Source organism: Mesorhizobium erdmanii (assembly GCF_013170725.1).
Classification (GTDB): Bacteria; Pseudomonadota; Alphaproteobacteria; order Rhizobiales; family Rhizobiaceae; genus Mesorhizobium; species Mesorhizobium erdmanii.
In genome coordinates this window covers 5,127,674-5,145,357 of sequence record NZ_CP033361.1, presented here as the reverse complement: position 1 = coordinate 5,145,357, position 17,684 = coordinate 5,127,674, and the positions used below count along the sequence as shown (strand labels likewise).

Sequence of the window (17,684 nt, the reverse complement as noted above, 5' to 3'; positions counted from 1 at the left end):
CCTCGCGGTTGTACTGGCCCAACAAAAGGCGGATTGTTTCACCGTCTCGCGCATTTATTGTGCGCCGCAATGACATCGGCCTCGACAGAGCTGCGTTTTACCTTCGCCGGCATGATTGCCATGGCCGTCGCCATGGGCATAGGCCGCTTCGTCTACACCCCGATCCTGCCTGGCATGATGGAGGAACTCCATCTGTCGCCGGCCAATGCCGGGTGGATCGCTTCCGCCAACTATCTCGGCTACCTCATCGGTGCACTGGTCGCGGCGGGCGGCTGGGCGCATAGGCGGGAACGTGTGCTGATGCTGGCGGCTCTTGGCGCCAGCACAGTGCTGGCCGCGTTGATGGGGCTGACCGACACGATGGTCGCCTTTCTCCTCATCCGCTTTCTGGCTGGTCTGGCGAGCGCCTTCGTCATGGTGTTCATGGCCAGTATCGTTTTCAGCCATATCGCCGCCGCCGGCCGCGGCGATCTGCAAGCGTGGCATTTTGGCGGTGTCGGCCTCGGCATCGCAATCTCGGCGGCGATGATGGCGCTGCTGGTGACCGAACATGCCGGCTGGGCGGCGGGCTGGCTGTGGTCGGCGGCGATTTCGGTTTGCGGCTTTGTGGTCGTGGCGCTGCTGGTCAATGAAGGCCCGCTCGTCAGTGGTGAAGCCGTCCGTGAGCCGGCGCTGCCGAAAGACCGGTCGCTGATGAAGATCATCATTGCCTATGGCCTGTTTGGCTTTGGCTATGTGGTGACCGCGACGTTCCTGGTCGCCATCGTCCGTCAAGGCGGCGGCAGCCGCGTCTTCGAGGCCATGGTGTGGCTGGCCGCCGGTCTTGCCGGCTTTCCCTCGACCTGGCTCTGGCAGAAGATCGCCACGCGCGTCGGGCTTTACGCCGCCTATGCTCTGGCGTGCATCATCGAAGTGATCGGCGTCACCGCCAGCGTCGCCCTTGGCGGACATGCAGGGCCGCTGCTTGGCGGTCTGCTGCTCGGCGGCACCTTCATTGCCATCACGGCACTTGGCCTGCAGGCCGCGAGGCAGCAGGCGCCAAGGGCGCCCCGGCGCATCTTTGCCTTGATGACGGCGTCGTTCGGCTTTGGCCAGATCATCGGCCCGATCGCCGCCGGCCTTCTGGCGCAGATGTCAGGCGACTTCTTCCTTGCTTCGATCGTCGCGGCGGCCATGCTGGTGGTCTCCGGCGCCATCACATGGTCGGCTGCGCCAAAATCGCCATGATTTGTGGTCTTGCTCGACACTGGGCATCCGGCAGGCATTTGCTTTCCCCCTAATGTGTGACTTTATGCCCGTCGCAGTCCGCTGATTTGCCCATCGAGTGAGGAATTCGCCACAGTGTTCGTATCCTTCTTTCCGCAGCCGAAGCTGTTTTTCTCTTCGGCCGCCATCTGGAGCCTTGCGGCGATCCTGTTCTGGTTTTTCGGCGGCGAGCAATTGGGCGCCGTCCTTGGCCTCCCGCCCGCGGCAGCCGGCGCGCCGCCGATCATCGGCATCGCCGTTCTCGTGTCGAAGCCGTTCATCTGGTTCTACATCTACTTCGCGCTTTGCGTGGCCATCTTCTATGCATTCTGGAGCTGGTATTCGCCGCATCCCTGGCAGCGCTGGTCGATCCTGATGACGGCGATCATTCTGTTCTTCATCTATTTCAATGTGCAGGTCAGCGTCGCCGTCAACGCCTGGTACGGTCCCTTCTTCGACTATGTGCAAGGGCTGATGTCGGGGACCGGAAAATCGACCAACGGCGAATTCTACACCGGACTGGCCGACTTCTCATGGCTGGCGCTGGTCGGCATGAATGTGCAGGTGGTCAATGCTTTCATCGTCAGCCACTGGATCTTCCGCTGGCGCACGGCGATGAACAACTATTTCATCGAGAACTGGAGCAAGCTGCGCCATATCGAGGGCGCCTCCCAGCGTATCCAGGAAGACACCATGCGGTTCTCGCAGATCATGGAGGATCTCGGCTCCAGCTTCGTCCAGTCGATCATGACCCTGATAGCCTTCCTGCCGGTCATGATCCAATTGCAGGCCCATATCAGCGAACTGCCGATTGTCGGCGCAATCCCGCAGCCGCTGGTGGTCGCGGCACTTGCCTGGTGCCTGTTCGGAACGATCTCCGTGATGATTGCCGGCCTGAAGCTTCCGGGGCTGCAGTTCCGCAACCAACGCGTCGAAGCCGCTTATCGAAAGGAGTTGGTTTACGGTGAGGATCATGCGGACAGGGCGCAGCCGGCGACCACCGCCGAACTGTTCGCCAATGTCCGGCACAATTATTTCAGGCTCTATTTCCACTACATCTACTTCAACGTCGTCCGGTACACCTACCTGCAGGCCGACAATATCTTCTCGCTGCTGATCCTTGGGCCGTCGCTGGTCGCGCACAAGATAACCTTCGGTGCCCTGAACCAGATATCGAACGCATTCGGCAAGGTCACAGGTTCGCTGCAGTTCCTGCTCACTTCCTGGTCGACCATTGTCGAGTTGCAGTCGGTCCACAAGCGCCTGCGCGCCTTCGAGGCCACGCTGCTCGGCGAGCCGCTGCCCGATATCGACCAGCGCTACATGGCAAGGCAGAGCGCCGAAGATCCAGCTTAGGACCCTTCAGGGATCGATGCGAGTGAGGTTGGCGGCTCAGCCGCCGACCGAGGCCTGCTTGGCATCCTGCCGCGAAACATAGTCGCGAAAACTGATGCATTCGACGTCGGCCTTTACGCAGACCTCGCCGGCAAAGCGCTCCAGCGCGTTCCAGTAGGCGCCGTCATTCATCAGCGTGAAGTGGAAGCCGAGTTCCAGCGGGATGCGCTTGCCCCGATACTGCGTGTCGAAAGCGGCGCGAAAGGCTTGATAGGTGCGGTCGGCGAACTCCTCCGCCTGGCTCGGCCGCTCGAAGCCGCCGGAATGTCTGACGTAGAGATTGTAGTCCATGGCGATCACCGGCCGCGCGTTCGGGCCTTCCGGGATCTGGGGCAGCGAAAAGCGGGTGATGCCGCCGGCGGTCGGCGGCTGGGCAGGGCCTTGTGAAACGCCGCTGGCGTCGAACCGGTAGCCCGCGGCGGGCAAGGCCTCGTAAAGCGCCTTGCCCGTCGACAGGTAGGGCGCGCGGAAACCGACAACCGCATGCCGCGCGAAATCGCGCCAGCCCTGTGGTTCGGGCGTAATGCCGTTGATCGCATAGGCGTTCTCGAGAATGTGCTTGAACGAGCCGAATTCCTTCAGCCAGTCGGCCTTGCTCCAGTCCTTGCCGTCGAAATGGCCGCAGGCGTGGCTGGCAATGTCGTGGCCCTCATGCGCGGCAAGGCCGATCTGTTCGAGCCGCTCGGTCACTTCCTGCTTTGAAGCTGCAAAGCCGATATTGGATTTGCCAGCCGTTTTGCCAGGCGCGGTGTATTCCTTGCGTGTCTCCTGCGACAACAGGAAAACGCAGGACAGAAAATAGGTGAAATGCGCGCCGGTGCGCTGTGCCAGCGCCCGGCTGCGCTTCCACTGCGAGATGTCGCGGGCGCTGTCGAACGAGATGATGACCACTTGCTTCGGCTTCGCCTGGGTTGGCGGAGCAGGTGGGTCGGCGAGAGCCACGCCTGTGACGGCGAGCGAGGCAAACGAAAACGCAACAACGCGAGACAAACAAGGCATAGGCAAACTTACAGGCTCCGGCGGTCACCAAGCCGGCTATCTCCGAAATGTGGCGTGGGTGCGATTGGCCTTGTGGGCCGTTTGCCCGAGGCAAACATCCGTTTACCCCCCGCAGAATAGGCGAATTTCCGTTCGAACCCCTTCCATGCCGACAAAATTTCGCTAAAACGCGGGCTCATGAACCGCCCCGGCCTGGGGCAGGAATGGTTTGATTGATGTCCGACGACAGTTTTATCCGTGAAGTCAATGACGAGATGCGCCGCGAGCAGGCGCAGAAGCTATGGGACCGTTTTGGCCCCGCTTTGCTGGCTATCGCGATCCTCGTGGTGCTCGGCACCGCCGCCTTCGTCGGCTACCGCTACTGGGACGAGACGCGCGCCAACCGCTCCGGCGACGCCTTCTCGCAAGCCTTGAAGCTCGCCAATGATGGTAAGAACGACGAGGCGTTGGCCGCGCTCGATCAGCTGGAGAAGGATGGCTACGGCGCCTATCCGCTGCTCGCCCGCATGCGTGCCGCCACCGTCAAGGCGAGCAAGGGCGACACCGATGCCGCCGTCAAGGATTTCGACGCGGTCGCCGCCGACACGGCCATTCCCGCCGGCATTCGCGACATGGCACGGCTCAGGGCCGCGCTGCTGCTCGTCGATCACGGCTCCTTCGCCGACGTCTCCAGCCGCGTCGAGGCGCTGACATCGGACACCAACACGCTGCGCCACACGGCGCGCGAGGCGCTAGGCCTTGCCGCCTGGAAGGAAGGCAAGGCCCAGGACGCACTGAAACTGTTCGACCAGATCGCTTCGGATGACGGCGCTCCGCGCAACATCCGCGAGCGGGCGACCTTGATGTCCGAGCTGATCCGTGGCTCGGGCAACGCGTCGTAAATGCATGTCGCCCAAAAGTGTGCAGCGGCTTTGGGGCAACGACATGCATGATTGTAGGCCGGCATGAGCTTCAAAGTCGCCATCATCGGCCGGCCTAACGTCGGCAAATCGACTCTTTTCAATCGGCTGGTCGGAAGGAAGCTGGCGCTCGTCGACGATACGCCCGGCGTCACCCGTGACCGCCGCGTCCATGCCGCCAAGCTTTACGACCTGCATTTCGACGTCATCGACACTGCCGGTTTCGAGGATGCCGGCGCCTCGACCTTGCCCGGCCGTATGCGCGCGCAGACCGAGATCGCCATCCGCGAAGCCGACCTGATCTTCTTCACCATTGATGCCAAGTCCGGCCTGCTGCCGGACGACAGGACCTTTGCCGAAATCGTGCGCAAATCCGGCAAGCCGGTGGTCCTGGTCGCCAACAAGGCCGAGGCCAGGGGCGCCCAGGGCGGTATGCTGGAGGCCTGGGAACTCGGCCTTGGCGAACCAATCCCGGTCTCGGCCGAACATGGCCAGGGCATGCCCGATCTGCGCGATGCGGTGATATCGGCCCTTGGCGAGGCCCGCGCCTTCGGCGAGGAAGAAGAGGGCGACGACGACGAGATCGCCACCACCGAGGTGCTGATCGGCGAGGATATTGCCGATCCTGACGCCGAGGATGCGCATGGCTATGACGACACCAAGCCGATGCGTATCGCCGTCGTCGGCCGCCCGAATGCCGGCAAGTCGACGCTGATCAACGCGCTGATCGGCGAGGAGCGGCTTTTGACCGGGCCGGAAGCCGGCATCACCCGCGATTCGATCTCGGTCGACTGGGACTGGCGCGGCCGTCAGATAAAACTGTTCGATACGGCCGGCATGCGCCGCAAGGCCAGGATCCACGAAAAGCTCGAAGTAATGTCGGTGCAGGATGGCCTGCGCGCCATCCGTTTCGCCGAGATCGTCGTCATCGTGCTCGACGCCACCATCCCCTTCGAGAAGCAGGATCTGCAGATCGCCGACCTGATCATCCGCGAAGGCAGGGCGCCGGTGATCGCCTTCAACAAATGGGACCTGATCGATAACCCTCAGGAGTTGCTTGCCGAACTGCGCGAGAAGACCGAGCGGCTGTTGCCGCAGGTGCGCGGCATCCAGGCCGTGCCGGTATCGGCCGAGACCGGACGCGGCCTCGATAAGCTGATGGATGCGGTGCTGAGGACCCACAAGGTCTGGAACAGCCGCGTCTCGACAGGCAAGCTCAACCGCTGGCTCGAAGCCATATTGGCGCATCACCCGCCGCCCGCCGTTGCCGGGCGCCGGTTGAAGGTCAAGTATGTGACCCAGGCCAAGACCCGGCCGCCGGGTTTTGTCGTCCAGTGCTCACGGCCGGAAGCGATGCCGCAATCCTATGTGCGCTATCTCTCCAACAGCCTGCGCGAAGCCTTCGACATGCCGGGCGTGCCGATCCGCATCGCGCTGCGCACCTCCGACAACCCATTCGCCGGCCGGGCCAAGAAGCGCGGCTGACCCCTATCGCTCGTCCGCTCAGGCCACGGCACGCAAGCTGGTGGTCCGCGCATTGTCCGGCAGTGCCTGCCGCGCCGCATCCAGCAAGATATCGGCGAGGCGCGCCGCCACCGGCTCGGGTTCGGCATCCCGGCGATGCAGGTAAAGTGCCATCTTGGGCAGTGCCGGCAGGCCGGCGATCTCGGGCGTCATCGCGCTGACGCTGGCCGGCAGGCCGATATCGGTGCGGATCGTCAGCCCAAGTCCAGCCGCTACGGCCGCCCAGATGCCGCCAAGGCTCGGGCTGGAGAAGGCCATGCGCCAGGGTAGCCCGGCGCGGTCGAGTGTTTCCGTCGCCACCGTGCGCAACAGGCACGGCGCTTCGAGCGCCACCAGCGGCAGCGGTTCGCCCTCGCGCAGGCTGGTCTCGATGCGTTTTGCCGGGCCGATCCAGCGCATGGGAACATCGGCGACATGCTCGCTGTAGGGCAGCGTCTGTCCGCTGTGCCAGGCGAGCGCGATGTCGAGGCTGCCTGACATCACCCTTTCGGCAAGGTCGTGGCTGCGCGCGATCCTGGCCTCGATCTTGACCTTGGGATGGGCGCGGGCGAAGCGTCCGAGAACGTCGGGAAGCACCGCCTCGCCGAAATCCTCCTGCAGGCCGAGCCGCACCCAGCCTTCCAGCTCGACATCATGGATCGCCGCCGCCGCCTCGTCATTCAGCTCGAGCAGCCGGCGCGCATAACCGAGCATGGTTTCGCCGGCCTCCGTCAAGGCCAGGCCGCGCCCGGCTTTGCGAAAGATCGGCGTCGCTGCCTGCTCTTCCAGTTTCCTCAATTGCGCGCTGACCGCCGAGGTCGACCGGCCAAGCCGGTCGGCGGCCTTGGCGAAGCTGCCCAGTTCCATGCCGGTGACGAAACTGCGCAGAACGTCGAGGTCGAATGTCACGCGATGCATAAGAATGTCCTGTTTTTCAGGATCGATAGTCCAAAACTTCCTGATTTTAAGGATGAAGTTATGGCGCTAGAGAGATGCCGTCAAGGTCCGGGCCACTGGACCACCACGGGAATGAAGCCATGTCCGCCATTGTCGACTGCACCGACCAACAGCCTAAGAAAATCCTGAAAGACAGGGCCACCGGCCGCGCCGCAAGGGTATTCAGCCCAGGTCATCGCTGGAAGGTTCTTGGCATCGGTGTCGCCGCGAACGCCAGCTTCTCGGCCACCTTCTCCGGCATACCGGCAACGGCGGTCGTGCTTCGCCAGGGCTATCAGTTGAGCAATGCCGAACTTGGCGTCGCGCTCGGCGTCCTTGGCTTGGGCGTTGCGCTCAGCGAATTGCCATGGGGCCTGCTCACCGATCGCTGGGGCGACCGCCGCGTGCTCCTGACGGGACTTGGCGCGACGGCCGCATGGCTCCTTGCCATGGCCATGCTCGTCGTGCCGACGAGGTCGGCCGTTCCCGATGTCGTGCTCCTGTCGGCAAGCCTGCTCATTGCGGGACTGCTCGGCGGCAGTGTCAACGGCTCGAGCGGCCGCGCCATCATGGGCTGGTTCCGGGAGAATGAGCGCGGCTTCGCCATGAGCATCCGGCAGACGGCGGTACCGCTTGGCGGCGGCCTCGGCGCGCTTGTCCTGCCGTCGCTGGCGCTCGTCTTCGGCTTCTCCACCGTGTTCGGGCTCCTCGCAGGCGCATCCGCGCTCTCCGCGCTGTTCGCCTGGCGTTGGCTGCATGAACCGCCGGCGGCGGGCCACGTGCTGTCATCCGCTGTGGCCGGACCGGCTCCACTGCGCAACATCGAGGTCTGGCGCATCGCCACCGCAATCGGCCTGCTCTGCTTTCCGCAGGTGGCGGTGCTCACCTTCGCGTCGGTGTTTCTGCACGATTTCGCCGGGTTGGGGACGGCGGCGATCAGCGCGAGCCTCGCCGCGGTGCAGGTCGGTGCGATGGTCATGCGGGTCTGGAGCGGCCGTTTCACCGACCGCCACGGCAACCGGCGTCAGTTTCTGCGTTCTTGCAGCGTGCTCAGCGCGTTGGCATTCGCCGTGCTTTGGCTACTGGTTCTGGCCAGCCCCGTCATGCCTGGCGGCCAGTCCTTGCTGATCGCGGTCCTTCCCTTGGTGCTCATCGTCGCGGGCGTCTCGGTGTCCGCCTGGCACGGGGTCGCCTACACGGAGCTTGCCACGCTTGCCGGCGCCGGCCATGTCGGAACCGCGCTCAGCCTGGCCAACACCTTCGTTTTCGTCGGCTTCTTCCTGGTGCCGGTAGCCATTCCCGGACTGCTGCACCTGTGGTCCTGGTCCGGCGTATGGCTGTCGGCCGCCATATGCGCCGTGGTCGCGTGGCCGATCTTCCTGCGGCCGGCCTGAATGTTCCTGCCGCAAAACCGCCCGACTTCGAAACCACCAGCTTGAGCCGACTGAGAAAACCCGATCGATCCCGTTAACGTCCCATCAAGGTTAATGCATCATTTTGCTCTCCAGTGGGGTCAGTAGCGTTCCTGGAGAGAGTTCCGTGCATCGACGCGTCTTGAAGCGGCTTGTTGCCGCCGCCGGTGAGAAGAAACGCAATTTTGTGTCTCCTTTCATCATCGGCCTCGGCATCTGGATCGGCTTCCCGACCGTCGCCGCCTACCAGGACATGACCAGCCTGGTGTCCGGCTTGGAATCGCCCACCGCGCGCTGGAATTCCTATGTCGAGAGATCCGTCGCAGGCTCGGTGCATGCCGCCGAGATGCCGTTCGTCGATTCCGACGTCACCGGTTCGATCTCGGGATCGGGCATTCACCTGGCGGGCGTCGGCAATGTCTCGTTTCGCGGCAAGGGCGGCAAGGTCAGCGCCACCCCCGACGAGGATCGCGTCGTGCGCGCCGACAAGAAGGGCCGCATCGTCCAGGTGTCTCCTGTTGCGCCGCCGAAGAACTTCAACGCCGGTTCGATCTTCCAGCGCACTTCCTCCTTGATGCGACCGAGCATGGATGGCGGCCTGAAAATGGCCTTCGCCAAGCCGCAGCTCAAAGGCAAGGAAATCCAGATCGCCGCGGAATTCCATGCGCGTGAAGACAAGAAGCCGGATCCGGGCGTGCCGGCCATGCTTGCCGCTTTGGTCAACAACGACCATCCCGATGTCCTGGCGACGGCCTATGCGCAATCCGAGCCGGACTATGCCAAGGCCTCGCCCTTCGAAGCCCTGCTGCAGGATGAGCAGCCCAACAGCGGCCGCTTCATTCCGCCGATGGCCAAGGGCGACCATTGGTGGATCCAGAACCCGCTGCCAGAAAGCGTCTTCTCCAAGAAGGAGCAGGCATGCCTGGCCAACGGCATCTATTTCGAGGCGAGAAGTGAATCGGTGCGTGGACAGGCCGCCGTGGCCCAGGTCATTCTCAACCGCGTCCGCAATCCGGCCTATCCGAATTCGATCTGCGGCGTCGTCTACCAGAATGACAGCTGGTTCAACCGCTGCCAGTTCTCCTTCGCTTGCGACGGCAGGAAGAAGCGCATCGAGAGCCCGGTCGCCTACAAGACCGCGCAGGACATCGCCATGGCCGTCACCGCCGGCAAGATCTTCATCCCGGAGGTCGGATCGTCTACGCACTACTACGCCCAGTATGTCCACCCCGGTTGGGCACGTACGATGCAGAAAATGACCAAGATCGGCCTGCATATCTTCTACCGCACCTATGGCGGCGGCTGGAGTTGAGCGGCCGTCAGTCGCCGATCTTTTCTCGCGCCCGCGCGGCTGATCGGGGAGCCATTGCCTGGGGGATTCGCGCGGCGCATCCCCATCCTCGCGGCGGGCACGATGTCGCACCTCTCTAATTCGTTGATTTCATTGCGTAAAATACATGGCAATGAACTTCCGCCCGTGGCTTGACGGGCGCAAACCCTCTAACTATGTTGCCGGCGACTTTAGAAGCGGACGGACGGTGACGGTCTGACCGGGCAGGGGGGTTGCGATGGCCGACAAGAATGGGCCAGACGGAACCGGAGAAACCGGCCGCGGCAATCAGCATGAAACCGGCATCCGCGACGACGATCTTGAGCGACGTCGGCGTGAACTTGAAGCATCACTTGCGACAAGGCTGCCGAACCGGCTCGAGGGGAAAGACGACGCGAAAGCGGGCAGTGCGGCCGGATATGGCCAGGCGGTCAAACTCTCCAGTGAATTTATCGCTGGCGTGGTGGTGGGCGCTGGCATCGGCTGGATCATCGACCGTATGGCTGGGACATCGCCATGGGGTCTGATCGTTTTCCTGCTGCTTGGTTTCGGCGCCGGCGTGCTCAATGTCATGCGTTCCGCGGGCGTTGTGGCAGAATTCGGACAGGGCAACACATCGCGCTCTGACCGGGACGACAGCAAGTGACCGCCCTTCAGGCGGCAATGGTAATTTGGCCGTACGCGGCATTGACGGGGTTAGAACGTGGCAGCTGACAAGGTCGATCCGATCCACCAGTTCCATATCATCAAGCTGGTTCCGATTAAAATCGGCGGCTACGATCTGTCCTTCACAAATTCGGCACTGTTCATGGTCGCGACGGTGATCGTCGCGGCGGCTTTCCTCTATCTCACCACGTCGAGCCGCAGCCTGGTTCCCGGCCGGATGCAGTCGGTCTCCGAGATGGCCTACGAATTTGTCGCAAACATGTTGCGCGATGCAGCAGGCACGCAGGGCATGAAGTTCTTCCCTCTTGTGTTTTCGCTGTTCATGTTCGTGCTGGTCGCCAACCTGCTCGGCCTGTTCCCTTACTTCTTCACCGTCACCAGCCACATCATCGTCACCTTCGGTCTGGCTATCCTGGTGATTGGCACCGTCATCGTCTACGGCTTCATGAAGCATGGGCTTGGCTTCCTGAAGCTGTTCGTGCCGAAAGGCGTGCCTCTCGTGATGATGGTGCTTGTCGTTCCGATCGAAGTCATTTCCTTCGTCTCGCGCCCGATCAGCCTCTCGGTTCGTCTGTTCGCCAACATGTTGGCCGGCCACATCACGCTGAAGGTGTTTTCGGGCTTCGTCGTTAGCCTCTCCGCGCTCGGTGCGGTTGGCGTGGCGGGCTCGATCCTGCCGCTGGCAATGGCGGTTGCGCTGACGGCACTGGAGCTGCTCGTCGCCTTCCTGCAGGCCTACGTCTTTGCGGTTTTGACCTGCATGTATCTCAACGACGCCCTGCACCCCAGCCACTAAATCTCACCGGCGCATGACGCCAACCACAAATCTGCAACAACGGAACCACAAGGAGTTTGACATGGAAGTAAATGCAGCAGCTGCGATCGGCGCCGGTATCGCTTGCCTGGGCATGGGTGGCGCGGGCATTGGCCTGGGCAACATCTTCGGCAGCTATCTCTCTGGCGCGCTGCGCAATCCGTCGGCTGCCGATGGCCAGTTCGGTCGCCTGATCTTCGGTTTCGCCGTGACCGAAGCCCTGGGCATCTTCTCGCTCCTGATCGCGCTCCTCCTGGTGTTCAAGTAGGAAACACAGGCTGACGAAGGGGGGCGCATGGTGCGACCTTACCTTATGGACAGGGGAATGAGATGTTCGTGACATCTGCCTTTGCGGAAGAGACCGCGCCCTCGGTGACGGGAGGCGAAACGCATTCCGGCACAGGCGTGCCTGCCGAAGCGCACGGCACGTTCCCGCCATTCGATCCGGCGACGTTTCCGTCGCAGCTTCTGTGGCTGGCTATCACCTTCGGGCTGTTCTACCTCTTCTTGAAGAAGGTAGCGATGCCGCGCATTGGCGGCATCATTGACGTCCGTAACGATCGCATCAACCAGGACCTTGACCAGGCATCGAAGTTGAAGGGCGAGGCCGACGCCGCGGTTGCTGCTTACGAGCAGGAACTGGCGGAAGCCAAGAAGAACGCCAACTCGATCGGCCAGCAGGCAAACGATGCGGCCAAGACGGAAGCCGATACCGCGCGCAAGAAGATCGAGGCCGCGCTCGACGAGAAGCTCGGCGAGGCCGAGGCGCGCATTTCTTCCATCAAGGCCAACGCCATGAAGGAAGTCGGCAGCATCGCAGAGGACACCGCTTCGGCGATCGTCGAGGCACTGGTCGGCGGCGGCAAGGCCAGCAAGGCCGAGATCGCGGCCGCGGTCAAATCCGTGGCCCGGTGAGGAGCGCATCATGGACGCTACATCTCTCGCAACGCTCTGGGCAACGATAGCCCTGATCATCTTCCTGGGCGTCGCCATCTACATCAAGGTGCCTGGGCTGATCGCCAAGGCGCTCGATACCCGCGCCGCCAGGATCAGCAGTGAACTCGACGAGGCACGCAAGCTGCGCGACGAGGCCCAGCAACTGCTCGGCCAGTACAAGAAGAAGCGCAAGGAAGCCGAGCAGGAGGCTGCCGAAATCGTTGCCGCCGCCAAGCGCGAGGCCGAACTGCTCGCCGCCGAAGCGCACAAGAAGACCGAAGACTATGTGGCCCGGCGTACCGCATTGGCCGAACAGAAGATCGGTCAGGCCGAACGCGATGCGGTTGCCGAGGTGCGCGCCAGTGCCGCTGACATCGCTGTCGAGGCCGCCCGCGCGCTGCTGGCCGCCAAGATAGATGCCAAGGCCGGAGCAGACCTGTTCAAGGCTTCGCTCGCGGATGTGAGGGCCAAGCTGAACTGAGCCGAGAGCATCGAGGAAATCAGAAGCCGCCCGGGCAACGTGGCGGCTTTTTTGTTGGGCGGTCCACTGAAGCCGCCGATCTCCCCTTTGTGAGGGAGATCACCGACGCTCTCGCTAATTACCGAGAGGAAATACTCTTCGGCTCAGTCCAGCCCGGCCAGGCTCTCTTCTTCCGCCATCTCTGCCCCGCCCAGCCTGAACGGCGCGAACGACACGCGGTGCAGGCGCGCGACCGGGCCATGCACCTCGATCGCGGTGCGATGGCGAGCCGTGGCATAGCCCATATGGACCTCGAAGCCATAGCGGTCGTGGTGGTTGCCGCAGCCGCACATCATGCGGTCGCGCATCACCTTCGCCACGATCGAGGCGGCGGCGATCGACTGCGAACGCTGGTCGCCCTTGATCAGCGCACGGCCGTCGCAGGGCAATCCAGGCGGAACGTCGCGTCCGTCGGCAAGGGCAAGCTTCGGCCGCACGGACAGCCCGACCAGGGCGCGCCGCATCGCCTCGAGACTGGCCTTGAGGATATTGCTGCCGTCGATGCCTTCGGCGCTGATCGAGGCCATCGAAACCGCCTGCGCCGAGCCGAGGATGCGCAGGAAGAGCGCCTCGCGCTGCAAATGACTGAGCCGTTTGGAATCGTCGAGACCCTCGGGAATGTTGGCAGGGTCGAGCACCACTGCTGCCGCGACCACCGGCCCGGCCAGCGGCCCGCGGCCGGCCTCGTCCATCCCGGCCACTGGCCACAGACCATCGGCCATCGCCTTCGTCTCGAAGGAGAAATCGGGTTTCTCGACGATTTCGAAGAGAAGCGGAGAATCGGAACGCGCGCGAGCCATGTTGCGGCGAGGTTCGCACCGGCTCCGATTCTCCGCAAGTCCCTCCGGGTCGGGTGGGGCGCCGGACCGGGAGGGCACCGTCTGCAGGCCGGGGCAGGCCGGACGGGATTCTTTGCTGTTGCCGCGGCGAGACCGCCGGCAGCGATTGGTCTCTTCAGAGCAGCATCAGCTGCTCTTGGTCTTTGCCGGCCGCGACGAACTGGTCGGTGCGCAGCGTACGCCGTTCGGCATTGAGGCCGAGCCGCTTGGCGGTGATCTCGAAGCGGCGGCCGATCTGCCAGGCGTAGGGTCCCGCACCCTTCATCCGCTTGCCCCATTCCGAATCGTAGTCCTTGCCGTCGCGCATCGAGCGAATCAGCGACATGACATGGCGGTAGCGGTCGGGATAATGGCGCAGCAGCCAGTCCTTGAAGATCGGGCTGACCTCGAGCGGCAGACGCAGCACGACATAGCCCGCCTCGCGCGCTCCGGCGGCGCGCGCCGAATCGAGGATCCGTTCCATCTCCTGGTCGGTAAGGCCGGGGATGATCGGCGCCACCATGACCGAAGCCGGAATGCCGGCATCCGAAAGCTGCCGGATCGCTTCGAGCCGCTTGGTCGGCGTCGACGCGCGGGGTTCCATCGTCCTGGCCAGCATGCGGTCCATTGTCGTCACCGACAATGCCACCTTGGCGAGCCCGCGTTCGGCCATGCGTGACAATATGTCGATGTCGCGCGTCACCAGGGCGGATTTGGTGACGATGCCGACCGGATGGCCGCGCGCTTCCAGCACTTCGAGGATCTCGCGCATGATCCGGTACTGTTTCTCGATCGGCTGGTAGGGATCGGTGTTGGTGCCGATGGCGATGGTGCGCGGCTGGTAGCCGTCCTTCGACAGCTCCTTGTCGAGCAGCCGCGCCGCATCTGGCTTGGCGAACAGCTTGGATTCGAAGTCCAACCCCGGCGACAGGCCCATGAAGGCGTGCGTCGGCCGCGCGAAGCAATAGACACAGCCATGCTCGCAGCCGCGATAGGGGTTGATCGACCGGTCGAAGGAAATGTCGGGCGATTCATTGCGGGTGATGATGGTGCGAGGCTTTTCCACCTGCACCTCTGTCTTGAACGGCGGCAGTTCCTCCAGCGAACTCCAGCCATCGTCGAAGACATGCCGGCTGACAGGTTCGAACCGGCCTGACGGATTGATGCCCGCCGAGCGGCCGCGATTGCGGTCCGGACGGATACGCATGCCACTCTGCTCGATCATCGCATTGGCCATTTCGGCTCGTCCTGCCCCAAAGGCTGCAATGTCGGCACGCGCGATCGGTTCCATCTTGGCCCGCTCCCAGGGACTGTCCATGTTGTGTCGAATCGTTCTGTTCATGAAATTATTCCTATTTCTTCAGTGAGAACAAAGCAAGAACTTTTTATGCCGCGCCGCAAAAACTGGCGCTGTGCGCGGCTTTCCGCTATTCGGCTAAACATGCTCAGTGTTCTCATCGAAACGCGCAATGACGAGGAGGCTCTCGCCCGCACGCTCGCCTCGCTGATCGGCGGCGCGGTCGAGGGCGTGGTGCGCGAGGTCGTCGTCTGCGATACCGGCTCCACAGACCAGACGCATCATGTCGCCGAGCATGCCGGGTGCCACTATGTGGCGAGCGGCGGTGTCGCCGCCGGGATCCGGCAGGCCAAGGGTGACTGGCTGTTGCTCATGGAGCCGGGCGCGCGGCTCGTGGAGGGCTGGATCGAAGCGGTCGTTGCCCACACCGCCAGGCAAACCATGGCGGCGCGGTTTTCGCGTGCACGCGGCAGCCGCATGCCGTTCCTGGCGCGGGTCTTTTCGGGAAACCGGGCGCTCGCCGACGGGCTGGTGATCAGCAAGCGGCAAGCCGCTTCCTTGTCGAAGAGCGCCGGCAGCGCCGAGGCCCTGGCACGCGGCCTGGCGACAAAGAAGCTCGACGCCGAGATCTGGGTGGCGCCGCCGAAGCAGCAGCACCGGGCGCCGAAGTGATTTTTTGCATCTGCTCTGTCCATTGTGCATTGCACAAAACCTGACGCGGGGTTAGCCTTCCTCCGAGGCGGGTGAAGTGGGTTTGGGTCATACGAGTGGTGAACACCGATGCGGCATCGGGTGTCATCCTCATGAACGAGGACCCGATGAACCTTTCAACCCCAGACAAATCCGGCGCCGCCAGTCTCGAGGCCATTGCGCGCAATGGCAGCCTGTTGCGGCGCATCGCGGTGCGCATCCCGACCTATCTTACGGACCTGCGCGAAAACCCCGCCTGGCTGCCGATGTTCATGCTGGCGCGCACCATGGCTGGGCGCCGGATGCATTGGCTGGGCGCAAAACGCGCCCATCCTGACGACAATGTCGGGGACACGATGTTTTCGGGCGTCGAGCGGGCGGCGGTGGTCGACGCGCTGCGGTCCGACGGCCTGTTTTCAGGCCTTGTCCTACCGCCGGAGGTTCATCAGGAGATCTCGGATTTCGCCGGGCGCACGCCTTGCTTCGGCAATTTCGACCGCCGTCTCGAATTCATGCCGGGCGAGCATGCCCAGGCCGAGAAACGCTTGGACCGCTCGCTGCTCAGCGGGCACTATTTCGAACGCATCCTCGATTGCCCGGCGGCAACAGCCATACAGCGCGATCCGCTGCTTCTCGACATTGCCGCGCACTATCTCGGAGCTCAGGCGAAACTGATCACGACGCGCGTGTGGTGGAGCTTTCCAACCGGCGAAGCCTCCGACGCCGACAAGAACCTCGCCTCGCTGGGCAAGTATCACTTCGACCTCGACGACTGGCGCATGCTGAAATTCTTCTTCTACCTCAAGCCCGTCGACGCCGACACCGGTCCGCATGTCTATGTCAGGGGCAGCCACAACAAGCGGGCCATAAAGCACCAGCTCACCTTGCTGGTCGGCCATCCCGCCCAGGAGGTGCTGGACGTCTATGGCGAGCAAAGCCCGGTGACGCTGACCGGCGAAGCGGGCCTCGGCTTCGTCGAGGACCCCTTTGGTTTCCACATGGGCACAGTGCCGGCGCGCACGCCGCGGCTGATGATGGAAGTCGGCTTCGGCGTTTCGCGCCCCTCGCGCCGGCGTTTTCACGGCGAGCCGGTCATCCGTTGAAGGCCTAGAGAATTTTCACCGGCATCCAGCGCGCCCGTCGCCGGGCAACACGGCCTTCCCGGCTCTCGGCATCATAGTCCACGGCGACCGGTTCGCAGACGAACAGCGACCGGTCGTCCAGCGCATTGACGATGACGATTGCCCTTGGCTTCCTGTCATCGCTGGTGACCGCCGCGACATAGACGCCGCAGTCACGGCAGATCAAATAGTCGGCCGTGCGCAACCCGAACCGGTATCTGTGCAATCGGGCTTCGTCCTCGACCGCGACGATCAGCCTGCCATCCGGATCGGCGATGGCGCGCGAGCCGTGTTTGATGCAGAAGTCGCATTGGCAGGCGCGGACTTCGATCTGCGAAGGATCGAGTTCTGTTGAAAATCGAAGGCGTATGTTGCCGCAATGGCATCCGCCGCCATGCTCGTTCATCGCATCGTCCTTGTCGGGATAGGCTGTTGCCTCTCCACGAGAAAGTACGTTCGCCGGCACGCGGTTTGGAATGGCCTTTCGAAGGCAAAGGCGCCGTTTTGCCTGGCAAACGCGGTGTGGAACGGGGGCTTCAGCTTCGGTGCTACGGAGCCGACTTGCCGCGCCGCAGATGTTCGTCCAGGCGCGGCATGATCTCGACGAAGTTGCAGGGCATGTGGCGATAGTCGAGCTGCGCCTTGAGGATCCCGTCCCAGGCGTCCTTGCAGGCACCGGGCGAACCCGGCAGCACGAAGACGAAAGTGGCGTTGACGACACCTCCGGTAGCCCGGCTCTGGATCGTCGAGGTGCCGATCTTGTCGTAGGAAATGCGGTGGAACACTTCCGAAAAGCCGTCCATGCGCTTTTCGAAGATCGGCTCCAGCGCCTCCGGCGTCACGTCGCGACCGGTGAATCCGGTGCCGCCGGTGGTGATGACGACATCGATGGTCTTGTCGCGCGACCACGCCAGGACCGTGTCGCGGATCTTGTCGCGGTCATCGATGACGATATCGCGGGCGGCCAGGATGTGGCCGGCCTCGGTGATGCGGTCGGCCAGCGTCTGGCCGGATTTGTCGTCGGCAAGGCTGCGGGTGTCGGAAACCGTCAAAACCGCGATGCGCACGGGAATGAACGAACGGCTCTCGCTGATCCCAGCCAC

Annotated in this window: 19 protein-coding genes; 13 read left to right on the top strand and 6 right to left on the bottom strand. The window is 63.3% G+C overall.

All coding sequences use genetic code 11. From position 1 onward, the window contains the following. The first annotated feature begins 69 nt into the window (after positions 1-69). Both EB233_RS25105 and sbmA read left to right on the top strand, forming a co-directional pair. On the top strand, positions 70-1,227 hold the full coding sequence (locus EB233_RS25105) for a YbfB/YjiJ family MFS transporter (protein ID WP_064989474.1): 1,158 nt from the start codon (positions 70-72) through the stop codon (positions 1,225-1,227). Positions 1,228-1,341: 114 nt separating this feature from the next. Beyond that, positions 1,342-2,601: a peptide antibiotic transporter SbmA gene (gene sbmA, locus EB233_RS25100; RefSeq protein WP_027055751.1), complete on the top strand. Its 1,260-nt coding sequence runs from the start codon at positions 1,342-1,344 to the stop codon at positions 2,599-2,601. Positions 2,602-2,637: 36 nt separating this feature from the next. On the opposite strand, the gene EB233_RS25095 is transcribed toward sbmA, so the two are convergent. Continuing rightward, entirely contained in the window at positions 2,638-3,639 is a 1,002-nt protein-coding gene (locus EB233_RS25095) for a polysaccharide deacetylase family protein (protein WP_064989475.1), read from the bottom strand. Positions 3,640-3,854: 215 nt separating this feature from the next. Here EB233_RS25095 and EB233_RS25090 point away from each other — a divergent pair, with 215 nt between their 5' ends. Together EB233_RS25090 and der are read left to right on the top strand one after the other, a co-directional pair. Then, complete coding sequence (locus tag EB233_RS25090) at positions 3,855-4,520, top strand: tetratricopeptide repeat protein (protein WP_064989476.1); 666 nt, start codon at positions 3,855-3,857, stop codon at positions 4,518-4,520. 63 nt (positions 4,521-4,583) lie between these two features. After that, complete coding sequence (der, locus tag EB233_RS25085; protein WP_064989477.1) at positions 4,584-6,023, top strand: ribosome biogenesis GTPase Der; 1,440 nt, start codon at positions 4,584-4,586, stop codon at positions 6,021-6,023. 18 nt (positions 6,024-6,041) lie between these two features. Here the strand turns inward: der and EB233_RS25080 are convergent, their stop codons facing one another. Then, positions 6,042-6,959, bottom strand: a complete 918-nt coding sequence (locus tag EB233_RS25080) for a LysR substrate-binding domain-containing protein (protein ID WP_064989478.1) — start codon at positions 6,957-6,959, stop codon at positions 6,042-6,044. Positions 6,960-7,078: 119 nt separating this feature from the next. Here EB233_RS25080 and EB233_RS25075 point away from each other — a divergent pair, with 119 nt between their 5' ends. The 7 genes from EB233_RS25075 (at position 7,079) to EB233_RS25045 (ending at position 12,616) form a co-directional block, all read left to right on the top strand. After that, positions 7,079-8,371: an MFS transporter gene (locus EB233_RS25075; protein WP_064989479.1), complete on the top strand. Its 1,293-nt coding sequence runs from the start codon at positions 7,079-7,081 to the stop codon at positions 8,369-8,371. Between the two features lie 145 nt (positions 8,372-8,516). Then, entirely contained in the window at positions 8,517-9,701 is a 1,185-nt protein-coding gene (locus EB233_RS25070; protein ID WP_064989480.1) for a cell wall hydrolase, read from the top strand. A gap of 256 nt (positions 9,702-9,957) precedes the next feature. After that, positions 9,958-10,365, top strand: coding sequence for an AtpZ/AtpI family protein (locus tag EB233_RS25065; RefSeq protein ID WP_064989481.1), 408 nt, complete (start codon positions 9,958-9,960; stop codon positions 10,363-10,365). 57 nt (positions 10,366-10,422) lie between these two features. Further along, on the top strand, positions 10,423-11,181 hold the full coding sequence (locus tag EB233_RS25060) for a F0F1 ATP synthase subunit A (RefSeq protein WP_064989482.1): 759 nt from the start codon (positions 10,423-10,425) through the stop codon (positions 11,179-11,181). A gap of 61 nt (positions 11,182-11,242) precedes the next feature. Then, on the top strand, positions 11,243-11,467 hold the full coding sequence (locus tag EB233_RS25055) for a F0F1 ATP synthase subunit C (RefSeq protein ID WP_010914827.1): 225 nt from the start codon (positions 11,243-11,245) through the stop codon (positions 11,465-11,467). 62 nt (positions 11,468-11,529) lie between these two features. Continuing rightward, complete coding sequence (locus EB233_RS25050) at positions 11,530-12,114, top strand: F0F1 ATP synthase subunit B (protein ID WP_064989483.1); 585 nt, start codon at positions 11,530-11,532, stop codon at positions 12,112-12,114. A gap of 10 nt (positions 12,115-12,124) precedes the next feature. Beyond that, a complete protein-coding gene (locus tag EB233_RS25045; RefSeq protein ID WP_064989484.1) occupies positions 12,125-12,616 on the top strand; it encodes a F0F1 ATP synthase subunit B in 492 nt (163 codons plus the stop codon). A 143-nt stretch (positions 12,617-12,759) separates the two neighbouring features. On the opposite strand, the gene EB233_RS25040 is transcribed toward EB233_RS25045, so the two are convergent. Continuing rightward, the gene (locus EB233_RS25040; RefSeq protein WP_064989485.1) at positions 12,760-13,455 is read right to left on the bottom strand and encodes a ribonuclease HII; all 696 of its coding nucleotides are present in this window, start codon (positions 13,453-13,455) and stop codon (positions 12,760-12,762) included. A 154-nt stretch (positions 13,456-13,609) separates the two neighbouring features. After that, the gene (locus tag EB233_RS25035; RefSeq protein WP_064989514.1) at positions 13,610-14,764 is read right to left on the bottom strand and encodes a PA0069 family radical SAM protein; all 1,155 of its coding nucleotides are present in this window, start codon (positions 14,762-14,764) and stop codon (positions 13,610-13,612) included. A 150-nt stretch (positions 14,765-14,914) separates the two neighbouring features. On the opposite strand from EB233_RS25035, the gene EB233_RS25030 reads away from it, so the two are divergent. Together EB233_RS25030 and EB233_RS25025 are read left to right on the top strand one after the other, a co-directional pair. Beyond that, entirely contained in the window at positions 14,915-15,442 is a 528-nt protein-coding gene (locus EB233_RS25030; protein ID WP_064989486.1) for a glycosyltransferase family 2 protein, read from the top strand. A 146-nt stretch (positions 15,443-15,588) separates the two neighbouring features. After that, complete coding sequence (locus EB233_RS25025; protein WP_064989515.1) at positions 15,589-16,563, top strand: hypothetical protein; 975 nt, start codon at positions 15,589-15,591, stop codon at positions 16,561-16,563. Between the two features lie 4 nt (positions 16,564-16,567). Here the strand turns inward: EB233_RS25025 and EB233_RS25020 are convergent, their stop codons facing one another. Then, positions 16,568-16,987 (bottom strand): GFA family protein, encoded by a 420-nt coding sequence (locus EB233_RS25020; protein WP_064989487.1) that lies wholly within the window; start codon positions 16,985-16,987, stop codon positions 16,568-16,570. Between the two features lie 142 nt (positions 16,988-17,129). Then, positions 17,130-17,684, bottom strand: coding sequence for a molybdenum cofactor biosynthesis protein B (gene moaB / locus EB233_RS25015; protein WP_064989488.1), 555 nt, complete (start codon positions 17,682-17,684; stop codon positions 17,130-17,132).